Genomic DNA, 17,317 nt, shown 5'->3' on the forward strand with positions numbered 1-17,317 from the left:
TCTCGCCGACTAGGGTGCAGGCAGGCACTCAATCGCAGCGAGGGAGAAGCAGATGGCGGGTCGACTCGCGGTCGTCGGGGCCGGGTTGATGGGTTCCGGCATCGCCCAGGTGGCGGCGCAGGCGGGCTGGCAGGTGACGCTGCGCGACCTGGACGACGCGGCCACCACCCGGGGTCTGGGCGGTATTCGGAAGTCACTGGAGAAGTTCGCCGAGAAGGGCAAGATCGAGGCGTCCGAGGTCGAGGCGACGCTGGCTCGGATCACCCCGACCACCGACCTGGAGGCGGCGGCGGACGCGGACATCGTGGTCGAGGCGGTATTCGAGCGCCTGGAGATCAAGCACGAGGTGTTCCGCGCCCTGGACAAGATCTGCAAGTCGGACGCGGTGCTCGCCACCAACACGTCGGCGATCCCGGTCACCCAGATCGCCGCGGTGACCGAGCGGCCCGAGGCTGTCGTCGGCACGCACTTCTTCTCCCCGGTGCCGATGATGCAGCTCTGCGAGTTGGTGCGCGGTTACAAGACCAGCGACGCCACGCTGGACACCGCGCGGGTCTTCGCCGAGGAGATCGGCAAGACGGTCGTGGTGGTGAACCGGGACATCGCCGGCTTCGTCACCACCCGGCTGATCTCCGCCCTGGTGATGGAGGCGGTCAAGCTGGTCGAGTCCGGCGTGGTGTCCGCTGAAGACCTGGACACCGCCTGCCGGCTGGGCTTCGGGCACGCGATGGGCCCGCTGGCCACCACCGACCTGACCGGGGTGGACGTGCTGCTGCACGCCTCGAAGAACATCTACACCGACACCGCCGACGAGAAGTTCTTCCCGCCGGAGCTGCTCCAGCGGATGGTCACCGCCGGTGACCTGGGCCGCAAGACCGGCAAGGGCTTCTACACGTACTGAGTGCTGACGGCCGGGGCGGGCAGCCGCCCCGGCCGGCCGCTCAGCCGTCGCGCTTGGTGGTCCAGCGGAAGGTGGTCAGGCAGACCACCGCACCGATCACGCACCAGAGAGCCAGCACCACCGCCACCCGGCCCAGCTCGAACGAGCCGCCCGGTTCCTGGGCGCCGAAGCTCTCCGGGAGGAAGACCGATCGGAGCCCCTGGCACATCCACTTGAGCGGGAACAGCGCCGCCACCTGCTGCATCCAGGTGGGCAGGTCGGTGAAGACGAAGAACACCCCGGAGATGAACTGAAGGATCAGGGACACCGGGGTGACCACCGCCGAGCCGCTGCGGGCGGTGCTGGCCACCGACGAGATGGCGATGCCGCACAGGGTGCACGCGATCACCCCGAGCACGGCGACCCAGCCGAAGGTGAGCCACTTCCCGGCGGTGCCCGGCAGGTCGAGGTCGAACAGCGCCACCGCGAAGGCCAGCAGCAGCGCCGTCTCGGCGATGCCGATCACCGCCACCATGATCACCTTGCCGGCGAACCAGACCCACTTCGGCATCGGCGTGCCCCGGTAGCGCTTGAGCACGCCCCGGTCCCGCTCGACCGGGATCCAGATGCCGAGGTTCTGGAAGCTCACGGTCATCAGGCCGGTCGCGATCATGCCGGTGATGAAGTACTGCGTGAACTTCACCCCACCGCCGATCGTCCCATGGAAGATCGACGCGAAGATCAGGATCATGATGATCGGGAAGCCCATGGTGAAGACCACCGACTCCCGGCTGCGCAGGAACTGGGTGATCTCCAACCGGCCCTGGCGCAGGGCGAGCCCGCCGGCCCCCGGCCTCCGCCCGCGAGTCGCGGTGACCGGCGTCGCCGGCTTCGTCGTGGTCGTCATCGCGCGTGTCCGATCATGGTGAGGTAGACGTCCTCCAGGGTCGGCCGGGTCACGGTGAGCCCGGGGACCTCGCCGCCGTGGCGCGCCGCCAGGTCGGCCACGAAGGCCGTCGGCGTCGCGCTCTGCGCGCTTTCCAGCGTCCCTTCGGGGGTACGCCAGGAGACCGTCGCGAGGGCCTCCTGCCGATTGCCCAGCCGGTTCGGGGCGGCCACCTCGACCAGCCGGCCGCCGGCGATCACGCCGACCCGGTCGGCGAGCGCTTCCGCCTCGTCCAGGTAGTGGGTGGTGAGCACGATTGTGGTGCCGGCGGCGGACAGGTCGCGGATCAGCTCCCAGAACTCGCGACGCGCCTCCGGGTCGAAGCCGGTGGTCGGCTCGTCGAGGAAGAGCAGCTCCGGCCGGCCGACGATGCCCAGTGCCACGTCCAGGCGGCGCTTCTGCCCGCCGGAGAGGGTGTGTGTGCGGGCCTTCGCCTTGCCGGCCAGCCCGACCCGCTCGATCACCTTCGCCGGGTCGTCGGCGTCGGGGTAGAAGCCGGAGAAGTGCCGAATCACCTCGGCCACTGACATCTCGTCGAACTCGCCGGTGCCCTGGAGCACGATGCCGACCCGGGAACGCCAGTCGGAGTCTGGGTGGGCCGGGTCCGCGCCGAGCACCGAGACCTCGCCGGCATCCCGGTGTCGGTAACCCTCCAGGATCTCCACCGTGGTGGTCTTGCCGGCGCCGTTCGGGCCGAGCAACGCGAACACCTCGCCACGGCGCACGTCGAGATCCACGTCCGCCACCGCTACGTTGTCCCCGTACGCCTTGCGCAGCCCTCGGACGGAGATGGCCAGCTCGTCATCCATGCCGTCCAGTGTGCGTCCTGACCTGGCCCGCGTGGTGCCCGGGGTGTGGCGGTCCGCGCCACTGCGGGAACTTGACACCCGGACGTCCCCGACATGGACCTGTGTGGTTTTCCACAACCCCTTTTACTGAACGGTAACTTAGACTCCGGCCATGGATGAGACGGCATTCCCGGGGCGGCTGCCCGAGCGGGACCGCCCGTGGGTGATGCGCACCTACGCCGGCCACTCGTCGGCCGCGGCGACCAACGCCCTCTTCCGCCGCAACCTGGCGAAGGGGCAGACCGGTCTGTCGGTCGCCTTCGACCTGCCCACCCAGACCGGGTACGACCCGGACCACGAACTCGCCGCCGGCGAGGTCGGACGGGTCGGCGTGCCGGTGGCCCACCTCGGCGACATGCGGGCGCTCTTCGACGGTCTCCCGCTCGCCGACACGAACACCTCGATGACCATCAACGCCCCGGCGATGTGGCTGCTCGCCCTGTACGCAAGCGTCGGGCTGGAGCAGGGCGCCGACCTGACCCGCTGCGCCGGCACCACCCAGAACGACATCATCAAGGAGTACCTGTCCCGGGGCACCTACATCTTCCCGCCGGCGGCGTCGCTGCGGCTGACCGCCGACGTGGTGGCGTACACGTTGCGTGAGATGCCCCGGTGGAACCCGGTGAACATCTGCTCGTACCACCTCCAGGAGGCCGGCGCCACGCCAGTGCAGGAGGTCGGCTTCGCCCTGGCCACCGCGGTCGCCGTGCTCGACGCGGTCCGCGACTCCGGGCAGGTGCCCGCCGAACGGATGGGCGACGTGGTCCAGCGGATCTCGTTCTTCGTCAACGCCGGGGTGCGCTTCGTCGAGGAGATCGCCAAGATGCGCGCGTTCGGCGTGCTCTGGGACCACATCACCCGGGACCGCTACGGGGTGACCGACGCCAGACAACGGCGGTTCCGCTACGGCGTACAGGTCAACTCTCTCGGCCTCACCGAGGCGCAGCCGGAGAACAACATCCAGCGCATCGTGCTGGAGATGCTCGGCGTGACGATGTCCCGCGACGCCCGGGCCCGCGCGGTCCAACTGCCCGCCTGGAACGAGGCGCTCGGCCTGCCCCGCCCCTGGGACCAGCAGTGGTCGCTGCGGATGCAGCAGGTCCTGGCGTACGAGTCGGATCTGCTCGAATACCCCGACCTGTTCGCCGGCTCGCACGTGATGACCGCGCTGGTGGACGAGGTCGTCACCGGGGCGCGGGTCGAGCTGGACAAGGTGCTGGAGCTGGGCGGCGTCGTCGCCGCGGTGGAAACCGGGTACCTCAAGAGCGCGTTGGTGGCGTCGCTGGCCGAGCGCCGTCGGCGGATGGAGTCCGGTGCCGACGTGGTGGTCGGGGTCAACCGGTACACCGAGACCGAACCCTCCCCGCTGACCGCCGCCGGCGCGGACGCCGTCGAGCAGGTCGATCCCGCCGTCGAGGCCGCCGCCGTCAACGGCGTACGCCGGTGGCGGGCCGACCGGGACGCGGCCGTCGTCGACGCGGCGCTGGCCCGGCTGCGCGCGGACGCCGCGACCAGCACCAACCTGATGCCGGCCACAGTGGAGTGCGTGCGGGCGGGGGTGACCACCGGCGAGTGGGCCGGCGCGCTGCGCCAGGTCTTCGGCGAGTACCGGGCGCCGACCGGCCTGGCCGGTGCCACCGGCGGCGGTGGGGAGCCGGGACTCGCGGCGGTCCGCGAGCGGGTCACCGCCACCGCGCGGGAGTTGGGCAGCGGCCGGCTGCGGCTGCTGGTCGGCAAACCCGGCCTGGACGGGCACTCCAACGGCGCGGAGCAGATCGCGGTACGGGCCCGCGACGCCGGCTTCGAGGTCGTCTACCAGGGCATCCGGTTGACCGCGGGGCAGATCGTCGCCGCCGCCGTCGAGGAGGACGTCGACCTGGTCGGGCTCTCAGTGCTCTCCGGATCGCACCTGGCCGCCGTGCCCGCGGTGCTCGACGGGCTGCGCGCCGCCGGCCGGGCGGACCTGCCGGTGGTGGTGGGCGGCATCATCCCGACCAGTGACGCGGACACCCTCCGGGCGGCCGGGGTCGCCCGGGTCTTCACCCCGAAGGACTTCGCCCTCACCGGCATCATCGACGACCTGGTGACTGTCATCCGTCACGCCAACGACCTGCCGTGATCGATGGCTGTTCCGGCAGGTCGGCGGCGGGCGTGGGTCAGCGGCCGGCGTAGGTCATGCAGTCGGCCATGTCGTTGTCCGGGCCGACCCTGATCGAAGGCGCGTGGCACTCCAACTGCTCGTTGTGCCGGCAGTCGGCGCGTTGGCAGGCGCCCACCTGCGCGATCAGGCTCTCCACGCCGCCCCGGACGGGCGACTCGACGAAGGTGTGGCAGTGGGCGTGATCCATGCTGCCGATGGTGATCGCGAAGGCGTGGCAGTCACCCGACTGGTTGTACGCGCACGCGGCAACCACACATTCCTGGACTCGGGGCATCTCCAACGCTGCGGTCATGCCGACCTCCTCTAGGCTCTTGCCCCGATACTAGGCTTTTGTCGGCCTGGGGAAGCCCGGTATGCCGGGCCGCCGATCCGCCGGGTCAGACGCGGAAGCCGGCGGCGCGGGCGGCCTCCCGTTCGCGGCGTCGTTCGGATCGACGACGGAAGAACCAGAAGACGAAGAACGCCAGGCCGACCAGGACGACGAGCACCAACACCGGCAGGATGATCGCCACCAGGGAGACCACCACGCTGGTCGCGTCCTCGGCGGTGCTGGCGACCGGCGCGCCGATCCCGGCGGTGGTCGCGTTGATCACCGGGCGGGCCGCGGACTTGAGCAGGTGCACGCCCAACGCCAGCAGGACGCCGGTGACGACCGGCACCCACTGGTGCGACGAGAAGAAGCTCCCCGGGTCGCTGACCGTCACCGTCTCCGACGAGGAGCCGGCGCCGAAGGCGAGGCCACCGGCGGTGGGTCGGACCACTGTCTGCACCACGTCGTTGATGTGGTCGACCACCGGCACCTTGTCCGCGACCATCTCCACGGCGAGCAGCACGGCCATGATGGCGATGACCCAGCCGTTGCCGAGCCAGGTCCAGCCGCTGGGCAGGTCGATCAGGTCGGTGTAACGGCCGAGTAGACCGAGGATGAGCAGGGGTATGTAGGCGTTCAGCCCCGCCGAGGCGGCGAGACCGGTGCCGGTGAGGACTTCGAACACGGTCTCAGCATCGCATCGACGCGCCAGTGCCGCTCGCTGGCGACCGGTGGGTGCTCGGCTACCCTCGTCGGGTGCGGTTGGTCATTGCGAAGTGCTCGGTGGATTACGTCGGACGGCTCTCGGCTCACCTGCCGCTGGCCACCCGGTTGCTGATGGTGAAGGCGGACGGGTCGGTGTCTATTCACGCCGACGACCGGGCGTACAAGCCGTTGAACTGGATGAGCCCGCCGTGTCGGTTGGAGGAGGCCCCCGGGGTGTGGCGGGTCGTCAACAAGGCTGGCGAGGAACTGCGGATCACCCTGGAGGAGATCTTCCAGGACACCTCGTACGAGTTGGGTGTGGATCCGGGCCTGCGCAAGGACGGGGTGGAGGCGCACCTGCAGGAGTTGCTGGCCGCCAACCCGGGTGTCCTGGGTGAGGGGTTCACGCTGGTCCGCCGCGAGTACATGACGGCGATCGGCCCGGTCGACCTGCTGTGCCGGGACGCCAACTCGGGTTCGGTGGCCGTCGAGGTCAAGCGGCGTGGCGACATCGACGGGGTGGAGCAGTTGACCCGTTATCTCGAGCTGATGAACCGTGACCCGCTGCTCAGCCCCGTCGTCGGGGTCTTCGCCGCCCAGGAGATCAAGCCGCAGGCCCGGGTGCTCGCCACCGACCGGGGCATCCGGTGTGTGGTCGTGGACTACGACAAGCTGCGCGGCATCGTGAAGGACGAGCTGACCCTCTTCTGACCGGCGTCCTACCCGTTGCGCACCGCGATCAGCGACTTCGGCAGACCGAACACCCGCTCCACCAGCATCGTCGAGTCGGGGAAGTAGTGGCGCATCTGCGAACGGTCCAGCAGTTCGGTCCAGAGCACCTGGTGGATGGCGGCGGCGTGGCTGCGGGTCGGCTTGTGCCCGAGCGGCCAGCGTTGGGCGAACGCGGTGCGCAGTCGTACCGGCAGGAACTGCATTCCCGGCGCGATCCAGTGTGGCTCGATGGGGAAGTAACGGTAGGGCGTCTGCACCCAGTGCCGCTCGGCCAGTGAGCGGGCGGCGGCGGCGAAGCGAATCCGGCGTTCGTGCCCGCCGACATGCTCCAGCACCGAGTTCGAGAAGACCAGGTCGTAGCTGCCCTTGGTGAGGTGCGGGGGCAGAGCGCAGGCGTCGGCCTGCTCGACGTGGGCCCATTCCGGGACGACGGCGGGCGGCTGCTCCAGGTTGACGACTGTCACCCGGGCCGGTCGGACGGTGGCGCGGTGCCAGGTGCCGAGCCGCCCACCGAGGTCGACGACGTGCATGTCCCCGATGTCGGGAAAGGTGCGCGCCAGCCAGTCCGAGCGGTGCCGACGCCGTCGGGCGCTCCACGACTGGTCACTGTCGACAAGGCGGTAGCGCAATCGATTGGGGCCCATTTAACGCAATGTACCGCCGTGACCACGGCGTATAAACATGTGGATACACCGATCCTTGTTGATGATCGGTTATCCGACACTTACCTCCCGTACATGACCTTGATGGCCTTGACGAGTCGGGCCACGTCGGCGGGGGTGCGTTGAAAGGTCATCGACGGCAGCAGCGACCGGGCACGACGTCGGGTGATCGCCTTGGCCCGACCGAACTCACGCAGGCCGTCCTCCCCGTGGATCCGCCCGAAGCCGGAGTCGCCGACACCGCCGAACGGCAGTGTGGACATGCCGGCGAAGGTCAGTGTGGAGTTGATCGACGCCATCCCGGAGCGCAGTCGCCGGGCGATGGCCACCGCGCGCCGCCGGCCGAAGACCGAACCCCCGAGGCCGTACGACAGGGCGTTGGCGCGGGCGACTGCCTCGTCGGCGTCGCGGACCCGGCTGATGGTCAGCGTGGGGCCGAACGTCTCCTCGCGGACGGCCGCCGACTCCTCCGGAACGTCCACCAGCACTGTGGGGTGGACGTACGGCGGCTGCACGGCGCTCGGGCCGCCGAGCACGGCGCGCCCGCCGGACGTGATGGCGGCGTCGATGTGTCGGCGAATCACGTCGATCTGCTGGGGCATGGTGATCGGGCCGATGTCGGTGCCCTCCGGCCCGACAGTCAGCCGACCGGCGCGGGCCACCACCTTGTCGACGAAGGTGTCGAAGACGGCGTCGACCGCGTACACCCGCTCGATGCCGATGCAGGTCTGGCCGGCGTTGGTCATGCCGCCCCAGACACACGCCTCGGCGGCCGCGTCCAGGTCGGCGTCGCTGTCGACGATCATGGCGTCCTTGCCGCCGCCCTCGATGAGCACCGGGGTCAGCGTCTCGGCGCAGGCGGCCATCACCTTTCGGGCGGTGGCGGTGGAGCCGGTGAAGGCCAGTTTGTCGACGCCGGAGCGGCACAGCGCCGCACCCACGTCGCCCAGCCCGTGCACGGCGGTGAAGACCGGCTGCTCGGGCACGACCTCGGCGAAGCTGTCCACCAGCCACTGGCCGACGGCGGGCGTGTACTCGCTCGGCTTGAGCACCACGGCGTTGCCGGCGGCGAGGGCGTACGCGGCGGAGCCGATCGGCGTGAAGACCGGATAGTTCCACGGCCCGATCACGCCGACCACCCCGTACGGCTGGTATTCGAGGTGCCCGGAGAACTCGGCGAGGATAAGCCGGGACCGCACCCGACGTGGACCGAGCACGCGGCCGGCGTTGCGGGCGGCCCAGTCGATGTGCTCGATCGCGGTGACGATCTCGACGATGGCGTCGGCGACCGGCTTCCCGCCCTCGACGTGCACCAACTCGGCCAACTGCTCGATGCGCTTGGCGAGCAGCGCACGCCATCGCAGCATCCGCTGGCGGCGGCCGGTGAAGCCGAGACCCGCCCACCACTCGCTGGCGGCGCGGGCGCGGTCGACGGCCTGCCGCACGTCGGCGTCGGTGGCGACCGGGAGACGGCCGGCCTCGGCGCCGGTCGCCGGGCTGGTGGAGACCAACTGGTCCGCGTCGATGACCGGAACGCCCGGGATATGCACTGCCGTCATGGCGGAAGTCTAGACCCGAGGATTACTCACCGGTAGGGTCCCCGATTCGGGCCCGAGGGAGCGGCGTCGCACCAACCCGGCCGATCGTTGATCAGTGCAGGTCAGGGCGTTGGTGACGGATGCGGCCCGCCCGAATCGTCGAACGGCAGGTGGCCGGGAGGTGACGAGAGGCTGACCGGCCGGTCGGTATTGACGACTACCGTCTGATGGCAAGCTGACGCGCGGAGTGACGGTGTGGGGTGGAGGGCTGACTGTCCATGGAGGAACATCCGGAACTGATGCCGCTGTTGACGGTCGCGGGTGGACCGATGCGCGGCGCGAGCTTTCGTATGCGAGCCGAGATACAGGTGATCGGCCGAGCGCCGAGCGGTCAGGTGGTCATCAACGACCCACACCTGAGCCGTCGCCACGCCGAGGTGTGGCTGGCGCCGGAGGGCCCGTCCCTGCGCGACCTGGGCTCCACCAACGGCACCTGGCTCAACGACCGGCGGATCACCGAGGTGGAACGACTCTCCGACGGCGACGTCATCCGGCTGGGCCGTACCGAACTGCGTCTGTTCGACCCCGGGGTGGCACTCACCGACCCGGTGGGGCTCAGCTTCGGCCCGTCCCGACGCGACGTCCGACCGACGTTGCCGCTGCCGCTGGCCGCGCCACCGGGCTCACGTCGCTGATCGCCTGGCGGCCTGCCACACCGGGCGGCTCCGTTGGGTGGCGGTCCGACACCTGGACTGGCGGGGACGCCCGTGGCAGCATGCCGCGGATGGAGACCGAGCAGCGGACCGTGACGGCGAACGGCATCACCCAGGCGGTACGGGTGGCCGGCCCGCCGGACGGCACACCGGTGCTGCTGATCCACGGCAACTGCTCGTCCGCGCTGTTCTGGGAGCCGCTGGTCCGTCGCCTGCCACCGACGCTGCGGGTGGTCGCCCCCGACCTACGGGGGTACGGCGACTCGGCTACCGCCCCGGTGGACGCCACCCGAGGGCTGCGCGACTTCGCCGACGACGTGGCCGCCCTGCTCGACGACCCGACGCTCTTCGACGCCAACGCGCGCCCGGTGGTGGTCGGGCACTCCCTCGGCGGCGGCGTGGCGATGCGCCTGCTGGTCGACCATCCGCACCGGGTGGGGGCGTTGCTGCTCGCCGCGCCGGTCTCCCCGTACGGCTTCGGCGGCACCCGCGACCTGACCGGCACGCCGACCACCCCCGACTTCGCCGGCACCGGCGCCGGCACGGCGAACCCGGACTTCGTCGCCCGCCTCGCGGCCGGTGACCGGAGCACCGACGCGCCGGCCAGCCCGCGCGCCGTGCTGCGAGCCACCTACGTGGCCGATCCCGCCTCTCTAATCGAGGACGAGGAACTGCTGCTGGACACCGTGCTCTCCACAGCCACCGGGGACGACAACTACCCGGGCACGGCGGTGCCGTCGGAGAACTGGCCGGGCACCGCGCCGGGGGAGCGCGGGGTGCTCAACGCGCTCGCGCCGACCTGGTTCCGGCTCGCCGACGAGCTGGTGGCCGTCGCCGAGAAACCCCCGGTCACCTGGGTACGCGGAGACGTCGACGTCATCGTCTCGGACACCTCGCTCTTCGACCTGGCGTACCTGGGTTCGCTGGATCTCGTGCCCGGCTGGCCCGGCGCGGACGCCTGCCCACCGCAGCCGATGGTCGGCCAGACCCGGGCGGTGCTCGACCGGTACGCGGCGGCCGGCGGCGCGTACCACGAGGTGGTGCTGCCCGATTGCGGACACAGCCCGCACCTGGAGCGCCCTGCGGAGTTCGTCGCGGAGTTGTTGGCCCTGACCAGCGTGGCGGCCGGGTAACGGCGATGCCGAGCCGTTGGTGAAATACGCCACGGCGTCTCGACAACTCATTGTCACGTGGCAGACTCGCGCGCATAACCTTAGCGGCCGTTCAGTGGTCGTGCGGAGTCTCTGGGGAGGCCGGTCGTGGCGCGCGAGTTCAGCACCGTTGGTGTGGTGGGGCTGGGCACCATGGGTGCCGGCATCGTCGAGGTCTTCGCCCGCAACGGCATCGACGTGGTGGCAGTGGAAATCTCCGCGCCGGCGCTGGAGCGTGGCCGGGCCACCCTGAAGGGCTCCACCGACCGGGCGGTCGCCAAGGGCAAGCTCGCCGAGGCGGACCGCGACGCCCTGCACGAGCGGGTGCACTTCGCGGTCGGGCTGGACGCGCTGCACTCCGTCGACCTGGTCATCGAGGCGGTGCCCGAGCACCTGGACCTCAAGCAGCGGATCTTCGCGGAGCTGGACCGGGTCTGCCGACCGGAGACGATCCTCGCCACAAACACCTCGTCGTTGAGCGTCACTGAGATCTCGGTCGCCACCAGTCGACCCAACCAGGTCATCGGCATCCACTTCTTCAACCCGGCCCCGGTGATGAAGCTTGTCGAGGTGGTCCGCACCGTCGTCACCGCACCCGAGGTGGTCGCCGACGTGGAGGCGCTCTGCGCCCGACTCGGCAAGGTCGACGTCACCATCAACGACCGGGCCGGCTTCATCGCCAACGCGCTGCTCTTCGGCTACCTCAACCACGCGGTCGCCATGTTCGAGTCGCACTACGCGACCCGGGAGGACATCGACGCCGCCATGAAGCTCGGCTGTGGCCTGCCGATGGGCCCGCTGGCGTTGATGGACCTGATCGGCCTGGACACCGCGTACGAGATCCTGGACACCATGTACCGGCGCGGCGGGCGGGACCGCCGCCACGCCCCCGTGCCGCTGCTCAAGCAGATGGTGACGGCAGGGCTGCTCGGCCGGAAGTCGGGCCGGGGCTTCTACACCTACGAGCGGCCCGGCTCCCCGGTGGTCGTACCGGATGAGACGACGCCGCTGGCCACGGACGCCGCGCTCGCCGACGGCGCTCGCGCCATCGCGAAGGTCGGCGTGGTCGGCTCCGGAACCATGGCCACCGGGATCATCGAGGTCTTCGCGAAGGCCGGCTACGAGGTGGTCTCGGTGACCCGCGGCATGGAGAAGTCCGCGAAGGTCTGCGAGGCGGTGAAGACCTCGCTCAACAAGGGCGTGGTGCGCGGGAAGCTCGCCGAGGCCGACCGGGACGCCGCCCTGGGGCGGATCAGCTGGTCCGCCACGCTCGACCACCTCGCCGACGTCGACCTGGTGGTCGAGGCGGTCGTCGAGGAGTTGAGCGTCAAGAAGGCCCTCTTCGCCAGCCTCGACGAGATCTGCAAGCCGGGTGTGGTGCTGGCCACCACCACCTCGTCGCTGCCGGTGATCGACGTGGCGATGGCCACCCAGCGGCCGGCCGACGTGGTCGGGCTGCACTTCTTCAACCCGGCCCCGGTCATGCCGTTGGTCGAGGTCGTCCGCACCATTCGCACCTCCCCGGAAGCCACCGCCACCGCCCGCGCCGTCTGCGCCGCGCTCGGCAAGACCGGCGTGGTCTGCGGCGACCGGTCCGGCTTCATCGTCAACGCGCTGCTCTTCCCGTACCTGAACGACGCGGTGAAGATGCTGGAGGCCAGCTACTCGACGGCCGACGACATCGACCACGCCATGAAGCTGGGCTGCGGCTACCCGATGGGCCCGTTCGAGCTGCTCGACGTGGTCGGGTTGGACGTCTCCCTGGCCATCCAGCGCGAGCTGTACCTGGAACTGCGCGAGCCGGGCTTCGCGCCAGCGCCGCTGCTGGAGCACCTGGTCACCGCCGGCTACCTGGGCCGCAAAACCCGCCGCGGCTTCCGCGACCACGCGCACCGCTGAGCGGTGTCAACAGTGGGCGCCGGTGACGGCGTCTGAGTGGTGTGACCTTCGAGGAATACGTCAGCAGTCGCGGGCCGGCGCTCGTCCGGCTGGCCCGGCTGCTGACCGGTGACGAACACCGCGCCGAGGACCTCACCCAGGACGTCTTGGCGCGCGCCTACGTGCACTGGCGGAAGATCGCCCGTGCCGACCGCCCGGACGTCTACGTGCGCCGGATGATGGTCAACGCCAACACCTCCTGGTGGCGCCGCCGATCCAGCAGGGAGCTGGCCACCGCCGAGTTTGCCGACCGGCCGGGGCGCGGGGACCTCAGCGGCGATGCGGCCGACCGGGACGAGATGTGGCGGTTGATCCTCGGCCTCCCCGGCCGGCAACGCGCTGTGCTCGTGCTGCGCTACTACGAGGACCTCGACGACCCGACCATCGCCCAGATTCTCGGCTGTTCCCCGGTCACCGTCCGCACCCATGCGATGCGGGCGCTCAGCCAGCTGCGGGAGCGCCACGGCGTTCCCACGACGAACGGGAGCCGGCCGTGACCAGCCTCGACGAGCGGATCGCCCGGGCACTCCGGGAGCAGGCCGACGGGCCCGTGGACACCGACAGCCTGCTGACGGCGGCGGTGAACGGGGGACGGGCCCGTCGGCGACGGCGGCGCGCCGCCATCGGGGCGGCGCTCGGCGTCGCGGTGATGCTCGGGGCCGGTGTGGCACTGCGTACGCCGCCCGCCGCGCCGCCGCAGCCGGCCGTCACGCCCAGCCCGGTCGTGGTCACCCCGCCCCGCGCGCCGGGGGTTCCGGGGGCAGCGGAGCGCCCCGCAGCGATCGGCACGGATCCACAGTTGCTGCACTTCGGGGTCGATCCGACAGCGGCGGAGTCGGTCGCCTGGCGCTCCGCGGGCCAGGTCGAGAGCATGCGACTGGACCTCGGTGACGGCGTGCAGGCGATGGTGATCGTCGCCGCCGACCCACGCACGGCCGAGACCGGTGACCCGAGCCAGCTTCGTGACATCGGCCCCGACAGAGCGGACGCCGGCACCAGCGACAAGGATCCTGCCCCGCCCGGCCAGGGCGTCGACGCCGCATCGAGGTACAACGGGGTGATACGTCAGCTCGACAGGGTCACCAGGGGTTGGGTGCTGCGCTGGCAGCCCGTCCCGGGCCTGTACGTCCGGGTCGCGGCTCTCGGGGAGACCAGCGCCGAGGTCCGCCGGGCGGCGGCGGCGCTTCGGTTCGACGAAGCCCGCCGCTGTGTCGCGCCGGTTCAATTGACCGCCCTGCCACCCGGTGCCCGGATCAGCACGTGCGAGGTGGCGGTGCGGCAACTGGTGTGGCCCCGCATCGTGAATGTGGCGGGAACCACGACGCCGACGCAGATGCCCGTTGCCGCTTCGGACGACACCGAAGCGGCGTTGACAGTCGCTCTCGAAGGCGCGGCCACCCTGCCGGTGCGGCTCAACTACACACCCCGTCGCTCCTCGCCCGACCGTGCCACGGCCAATCGGACAATCGCCGGCAGGCCGGTGTTCGACATGGGCGACTTCTGGCACGTACTCGGCATTCCGAACACCCTGCTGTCCATGGGGCACGAGAACCGCTGGGAGCGGTCGCCCACGGACGCCGAGGTCAGCACTGTCATCGGCGGGCTCCGGGTCGCCGACGACCTTGGCGAGCCGGCCAGCTGGAAGTGACCGTAACCTTGGTGACTGTGAGCCCCCGTCGCAACCGCCCTCGCCGGGACGAGAACGCCAACCTGGACGCCGACCGGGTCCGCCAGGGCGTCGCCTCGGTGCAGCAGTGGACCGACGGCGCCTGGCAGGTACGCGGCATCGGCGCTGGCGCGTCGGTCAAGACGTACCGCTGCCCCGGGTGTAACCAGGAGATCCGACCAGGGGTGGCGCACCTGGTGGCCTGGCCGGCGGACGGCCTGGGTGACCTGACCGACCGGCGGCACTGGCACAGCGGCTGCTGGCGGGCCCGGGACCGGCGTGGGCCGGCGGTGCAGCGTGGCAGGGGATCCCCGCGCTACTGACCTCGTCCGGGGCGCTGCCGCGTCAGGGCTGGGCCGACCTGCGCGGGGCGCTGCCGCGTCAGGGCCGGGCCGACCTGCGCGGGGCGCTGCCGCGTCAGGGCCGGGCCGACCCGTCCGGTAGCGACCTGGGTCACCCTGTCAGTGCCTGGGCGGGCGGCGGGGGCGACTTCGCGACAGACTTGGGCGGTGAGCACAGCGATCCGCGCGTCGTCGATCCTGCCCGGCCGCCGGGAGGACATCGAGCTGCACACCGCCGACGGTCTGCGGCTGGTCGGTGAGCTGGCCCTGCCGGCCGACCGGCCGCCGGTGGCCACCCTGGTCTGCCTGCACCCGCTACCCACCCACGGCGGAATGATGGACAGCCACGTGTTCCGCAAGGCGGCCTGGCGGCTGCCCGCGCTGGCCGACCTGGCGGTGCTGCGGTTCAACACCCGGGGCACCAGCAGCGTGCGCGGCACCAGCGAGGGAGCCTTCGACGGCGCGGTGGGCGAGCGGTACGACGTGGCCGCCGCCATCGAGTACGCGGAGTTCGCCGAGCTGCCCAACATCTGGCTCGTCGGCTGGTCGTTCGGCACCGACCTGGCGCTGAAGTACGGTTGCGACCCGGCGATAGCCGGGGCGATCCTGCTCTCCCCGCCGCTGCGCTTCTCCGCCCCCGAAGACTTGGCCACCTGGGCCGACTCGGGTCGGCCGCTGGTGGCGCTGGTGCCGGAGTTCGACGACTACCTGCGCCCCACCGAGGCGCGGGAGCGGTTCGCCGCCGTGCCACAGGCAGAGGTGGTCGGGGTGCCGGGCGCCAAGCACCTGTGGGTGGGCGACGCGGAGACGGTGCTCGACGAGATCGTCCGGCGGGTCAACCCAGCCGTCGAGGTGCCGCTCCCGACAACCTGGGACGGCCCGATGGAGGCCGGCGACGTCAGCGCGTACGCCGACCGGACGGTGGCCGCCTTCGCCGACACCCCCGTCCCCGGCCCGGCCGCCACCAAGGCGGACTGACCCGCCCGTCCGCGCGGGTCTGGCCGCCACCCAGGCGGGCCGACTCAGCGGCGCTCCTGGCGGGGCAGCACCACCTCGCGCAGGATCAGTTGCAGCGCGGCCACAGTGGGGATGGCGATCAGCGCGCCCACCACACCCAGCAGCGCCACCCCGAGCAGCGCGGCCAGCAGCGCGGCCACCTCGTTGACCTCCACCGAACGCCGCATCACCTTCGGGTAGATGAGGTAGTTCTCCACCTGCTGATAGATGAGGAAGAAGACCGCGCAGGCGATGCCGGTGGGCAGGTCGGCGGCGAACCCGACCAGGCTCACGATCACCGCGCCCAGGGTGGCGCCGATCTGCGGGATCAGGTCGGTCACCGCGACCACCACGGCCAGCGCGAACGGGTACGGCAGGTCGACGATCAGCGCGAAGACGAAGGTGGTCGCGCCGGCCAGCACCGCGATGCTCAGCGCGCCGACCATGTACGAGCCCACCTTGGCCAGGATCTCGTCGCCGATCAGCTGCACCCGCTGCCGCCGCGACCGGGGCACCAACGAGTAGCCCAGCGAGCGCAGCTTGTCGAAGTACGCCAGGAAGTAGATGGTCAGCACCAGCACGGTCAGCGTTCGGAACACCGTGCCGAAGATCAGTTGTGCGCCGCCCAGCACCCCGCCGAGCGCCCGTCCGACAGTCTCCGCGTTGGCAGCGCCCTGCACCCGCTCCACCACGTCGTACCGCTCCACCAGGTCATTGACCGTCGGGTTGCGGCGCAACTCGTCGAGCAGGCTCGGGATCTGGTCGATGAACTGCCCCGACTGGGTGACGATCGGCGGAACCAGCGCCACCACGCCCCCGCAGAGCAGCAGCACCACCGTCAGGGCGACCGCCGCCACCGCCAGGCCGTGCGGCACACCCCAGCGGCCCAGTCGGACCACTGCCGGGTTGAGGCCGACCGCGAGGAAGAGCGCGATCACCACCAGCACGAGGATGCCGCCGGCGTTACGAATCCCCAGATAGAGGGTGTACGCCAGCAGCACTCCCAGCGCACCGGTGAAACCGATCAGAAAGCTGCTGCGGCGCAGTGGCCGCCCCGGTGTGCCGAACTTCCCCGACGGGACAGCCGGCGGCTCATCCGGGTCGACCCCCGGCACGGGAACCGGCACCGGCGGTGGCGTCTCGGCTGGCTGTGCCGTTTCCGCCGGTGGGGCCGGCTGCGTCTGCGCCGGTGGTGGCGTCTGCGCCGATTGTGGGGTTTCCGCTGGCGGGGGAGCGGGGGTCACGTCCGGCTCGTCGCCGGAAGGGTCGTGCTGTGGCACCAGGAACCTCCCGGCTCAGGCCGTCGGACGACGGGCGACGGCCACGAACGCCCGCCACGCGGCGGGCACGAACACCAGGACCGCACCGGCCGGATCCTTGCTGTCCCGCACCCCCACGACCCCCGGCAGATTGTCCGCCACCTCGACGCACTCACTGTTGCCGCTGCGAGTGGAGGTGCGCCAAACTGCGCCGCTCAGGTGCATGAACCCACTGCTTCCTTCATCAGGTCAATCGAGTGCCGACGAGAAAGGGCTTCGTTGCGAACCGTCTCCCACCGTGAGAGCAGCGTAGCCACGTCGCCACCTCCGTCAACCACGACGCCGGCAAGCGCCGGCAGAACGGCGTCTGGACCAGCGGCGACCGGATTCTGCGCTTCCCGGCCTGGCTGGTTCGCGCTCGCCCGGACGAGGTCACCGACAGCGTCCGTCGCGCCCTCATCGCGGCCGGCT

Annotated in this window: 18 protein-coding genes and 1 pseudogene; 10 read left to right on the plus strand and 9 right to left on the minus strand. The window is 71.0% G+C overall.

Annotation, left to right across the window (positions count from 1 at the left end; translation table 11 throughout):
• Positions 1-52 precede the first annotated feature (52 nt).
• Positions 53-901, plus strand: a complete 849-nt coding sequence (locus tag AB0B94_RS19660) for a 3-hydroxyacyl-CoA dehydrogenase family protein (protein ID WP_124773549.1) — start codon at positions 53-55, stop codon at positions 899-901.
• Positions 902-941: 40 nt separating this feature from the next.
• Here AB0B94_RS19660 and AB0B94_RS19665 read toward each other — a convergent pair whose 3' ends face one another.
• Complete coding sequence (locus AB0B94_RS19665; RefSeq protein ID WP_357281800.1) at positions 942-1,787, minus strand: ABC transporter permease; 846 nt, start codon at positions 1,785-1,787, stop codon at positions 942-944.
• Complete coding sequence (locus AB0B94_RS19670) at positions 1,784-2,635, minus strand: ABC transporter ATP-binding protein (RefSeq protein WP_357281802.1); 852 nt, start codon at positions 2,633-2,635, stop codon at positions 1,784-1,786. The genes AB0B94_RS19665 and AB0B94_RS19670 overlap by 4 nt, the downstream gene beginning before the upstream one ends.
• Before the next feature lie 151 nt (positions 2,636-2,786).
• Between AB0B94_RS19670 and AB0B94_RS19675 the strand changes: the two genes are divergently transcribed.
• Positions 2,787-4,793, plus strand: a complete 2,007-nt coding sequence (locus AB0B94_RS19675) for a protein meaA (RefSeq protein ID WP_357281804.1) — start codon at positions 2,787-2,789, stop codon at positions 4,791-4,793.
• A gap of 37 nt (positions 4,794-4,830) precedes the next feature.
• Here the strand turns inward: AB0B94_RS19675 and AB0B94_RS19680 are convergent, their stop codons facing one another.
• Both AB0B94_RS19680 and AB0B94_RS19685 read right to left on the minus strand, forming a co-directional pair.
• On the minus strand, positions 4,831-5,127 hold the full coding sequence (locus AB0B94_RS19680) for a DUF1540 domain-containing protein (protein ID WP_357281806.1): 297 nt from the start codon (positions 5,125-5,127) through the stop codon (positions 4,831-4,833).
• Between the two features lie 85 nt (positions 5,128-5,212).
• On the minus strand, positions 5,213-5,830 hold the full coding sequence (locus AB0B94_RS19685; RefSeq protein ID WP_238670525.1) for a DUF4126 domain-containing protein: 618 nt from the start codon (positions 5,828-5,830) through the stop codon (positions 5,213-5,215).
• A gap of 71 nt (positions 5,831-5,901) precedes the next feature.
• Between AB0B94_RS19685 and nucS the strand changes: the two genes are divergently transcribed.
• Positions 5,902-6,561: an endonuclease NucS gene (nucS, locus tag AB0B94_RS19690; RefSeq protein ID WP_124773555.1), complete on the plus strand. Its 660-nt coding sequence runs from the start codon at positions 5,902-5,904 to the stop codon at positions 6,559-6,561.
• Positions 6,562-6,569: 8 nt separating this feature from the next.
• On the opposite strand, the gene AB0B94_RS19695 is transcribed toward nucS, so the two are convergent.
• Both AB0B94_RS19695 and AB0B94_RS19700 read right to left on the minus strand, forming a co-directional pair.
• Positions 6,570-7,226: a class I SAM-dependent methyltransferase gene (locus AB0B94_RS19695; protein WP_357281810.1), complete on the minus strand. Its 657-nt coding sequence runs from the start codon at positions 7,224-7,226 to the stop codon at positions 6,570-6,572.
• 80 nt (positions 7,227-7,306) lie between these two features.
• The gene (locus tag AB0B94_RS19700; RefSeq protein WP_357281812.1) at positions 7,307-8,803 is read right to left on the minus strand and encodes an aldehyde dehydrogenase family protein; all 1,497 of its coding nucleotides are present in this window, start codon (positions 8,801-8,803) and stop codon (positions 7,307-7,309) included.
• A gap of 308 nt (positions 8,804-9,111) precedes the next feature.
• On the opposite strand from AB0B94_RS19700, the gene AB0B94_RS19705 reads away from it, so the two are divergent.
• The 7 genes from AB0B94_RS19705 to AB0B94_RS19735 all read left to right on the plus strand — a co-directional run bounded on the left by AB0B94_RS19705 (position 9,112) and on the right by AB0B94_RS19735 (position 15,569).
• Positions 9,112-9,477 (plus strand): FHA domain-containing protein, encoded by a 366-nt coding sequence (locus AB0B94_RS19705; RefSeq protein ID WP_357185272.1) that lies wholly within the window; start codon positions 9,112-9,114, stop codon positions 9,475-9,477.
• 89 nt (positions 9,478-9,566) lie between these two features.
• Complete coding sequence (locus AB0B94_RS19710; RefSeq protein ID WP_357281815.1) at positions 9,567-10,628, plus strand: alpha/beta hydrolase; 1,062 nt, start codon at positions 9,567-9,569, stop codon at positions 10,626-10,628.
• Positions 10,629-10,754: 126 nt separating this feature from the next.
• A complete protein-coding gene (locus AB0B94_RS19715) occupies positions 10,755-12,545 on the plus strand; it encodes a 3-hydroxybutyryl-CoA dehydrogenase (RefSeq protein ID WP_357281817.1) in 1,791 nt (596 codons plus the stop codon).
• 41 nt (positions 12,546-12,586) lie between these two features.
• Positions 12,587-13,081, plus strand: a complete 495-nt coding sequence (locus tag AB0B94_RS19720; RefSeq protein ID WP_357281820.1) for a SigE family RNA polymerase sigma factor — start codon at positions 12,587-12,589, stop codon at positions 13,079-13,081.
• Positions 13,078-14,232, plus strand: a complete 1,155-nt coding sequence (locus AB0B94_RS19725; RefSeq protein ID WP_357281822.1) for a hypothetical protein — start codon at positions 13,078-13,080, stop codon at positions 14,230-14,232. Before AB0B94_RS19720 ends, AB0B94_RS19725 begins: the two co-directional genes overlap by 4 nt.
• 11 nt (positions 14,233-14,243) lie before the next feature.
• Positions 14,244-14,573, plus strand: a complete 330-nt coding sequence (locus AB0B94_RS19730; RefSeq protein WP_238670517.1) for a hypothetical protein — start codon at positions 14,244-14,246, stop codon at positions 14,571-14,573.
• 186 nt (positions 14,574-14,759) lie between these two features.
• Positions 14,760-15,569, plus strand: coding sequence for an alpha/beta hydrolase (locus AB0B94_RS19735; protein WP_357281825.1), 810 nt, complete (start codon positions 14,760-14,762; stop codon positions 15,567-15,569).
• Positions 15,570-15,613: 44 nt separating this feature from the next.
• On the opposite strand, the gene AB0B94_RS19740 is transcribed toward AB0B94_RS19735, so the two are convergent.
• The 3 genes and pseudogenes from AB0B94_RS19740 to AB0B94_RS19750 all read right to left on the minus strand — a co-directional run.
• Positions 15,614-16,714, minus strand: coding sequence for an AI-2E family transporter (locus AB0B94_RS19740; RefSeq protein ID WP_357282158.1), 1,101 nt, complete (start codon positions 16,712-16,714; stop codon positions 15,614-15,616).
• A gap of 168 nt (positions 16,715-16,882) precedes the next feature.
• The gene (locus tag AB0B94_RS19745; RefSeq protein ID WP_357281827.1) at positions 16,883-17,071 is read right to left on the minus strand and encodes a DUF397 domain-containing protein; all 189 of its coding nucleotides are present in this window, start codon (positions 17,069-17,071) and stop codon (positions 16,883-16,885) included.
• Positions 17,062-17,196: pseudogene (locus tag AB0B94_RS19750) on the minus strand (DNA-binding protein); the annotation flags it as partial. The gene AB0B94_RS19745 and the pseudogene AB0B94_RS19750, both read right to left, overlap by 10 nt.
• Between the last annotated feature and the right edge of the window lie 121 nt (positions 17,197-17,317).

The sequence above is a fragment of the Micromonospora sp. NPDC048986 genome (assembly GCF_040649335.1).
Lineage (GTDB): Bacteria > Actinomycetota > Actinomycetes > Mycobacteriales > Micromonosporaceae > Micromonospora > Micromonospora alfalfae.

Coding starts and splice junctions, on each gene's coding strand:
- AB0B94_RS19660 (WP_124773549.1), top strand. CDS start 53: ATGGCGGGTCGACTCGCGGTCGTCGGGGCCGGGTTGATGGGTTCCGGC.
- AB0B94_RS19665 (WP_357281800.1), bottom strand. CDS start 1,787: ATGACGACCACGACGAAGCCGGCGACGCCGGTCACCGCGACTCGCGGG.
- AB0B94_RS19670 (WP_357281802.1), bottom strand. CDS start 2,635: ATGGATGACGAGCTGGCCATCTCCGTCCGAGGGCTGCGCAAGGCGTAC.
- AB0B94_RS19675 (WP_357281804.1), top strand. CDS start 2,787: ATGGATGAGACGGCATTCCCGGGGCGGCTGCCCGAGCGGGACCGCCCG.
- AB0B94_RS19680 (WP_357281806.1), bottom strand. CDS start 5,127: ATGACCGCAGCGTTGGAGATGCCCCGAGTCCAGGAATGTGTGGTTGCC.
- AB0B94_RS19695 (WP_357281810.1), bottom strand. CDS start 7,226: ATGGGCCCCAATCGATTGCGCTACCGCCTTGTCGACAGTGACCAGTCG.
- AB0B94_RS19700 (WP_357281812.1), bottom strand. CDS start 8,803: ATGACGGCAGTGCATATCCCGGGCGTTCCGGTCATCGACGCGGACCAG.
- AB0B94_RS19705 (WP_357185272.1), top strand. CDS start 9,112: ATGCGCGGCGCGAGCTTTCGTATGCGAGCCGAGATACAGGTGATCGGC.
- AB0B94_RS19710 (WP_357281815.1), top strand. CDS start 9,567: ATGGAGACCGAGCAGCGGACCGTGACGGCGAACGGCATCACCCAGGCG.
- AB0B94_RS19745 (WP_357281827.1), bottom strand. CDS start 17,071: ATGCACCTGAGCGGCGCAGTTTGGCGCACCTCCACTCGCAGCGGCAAC.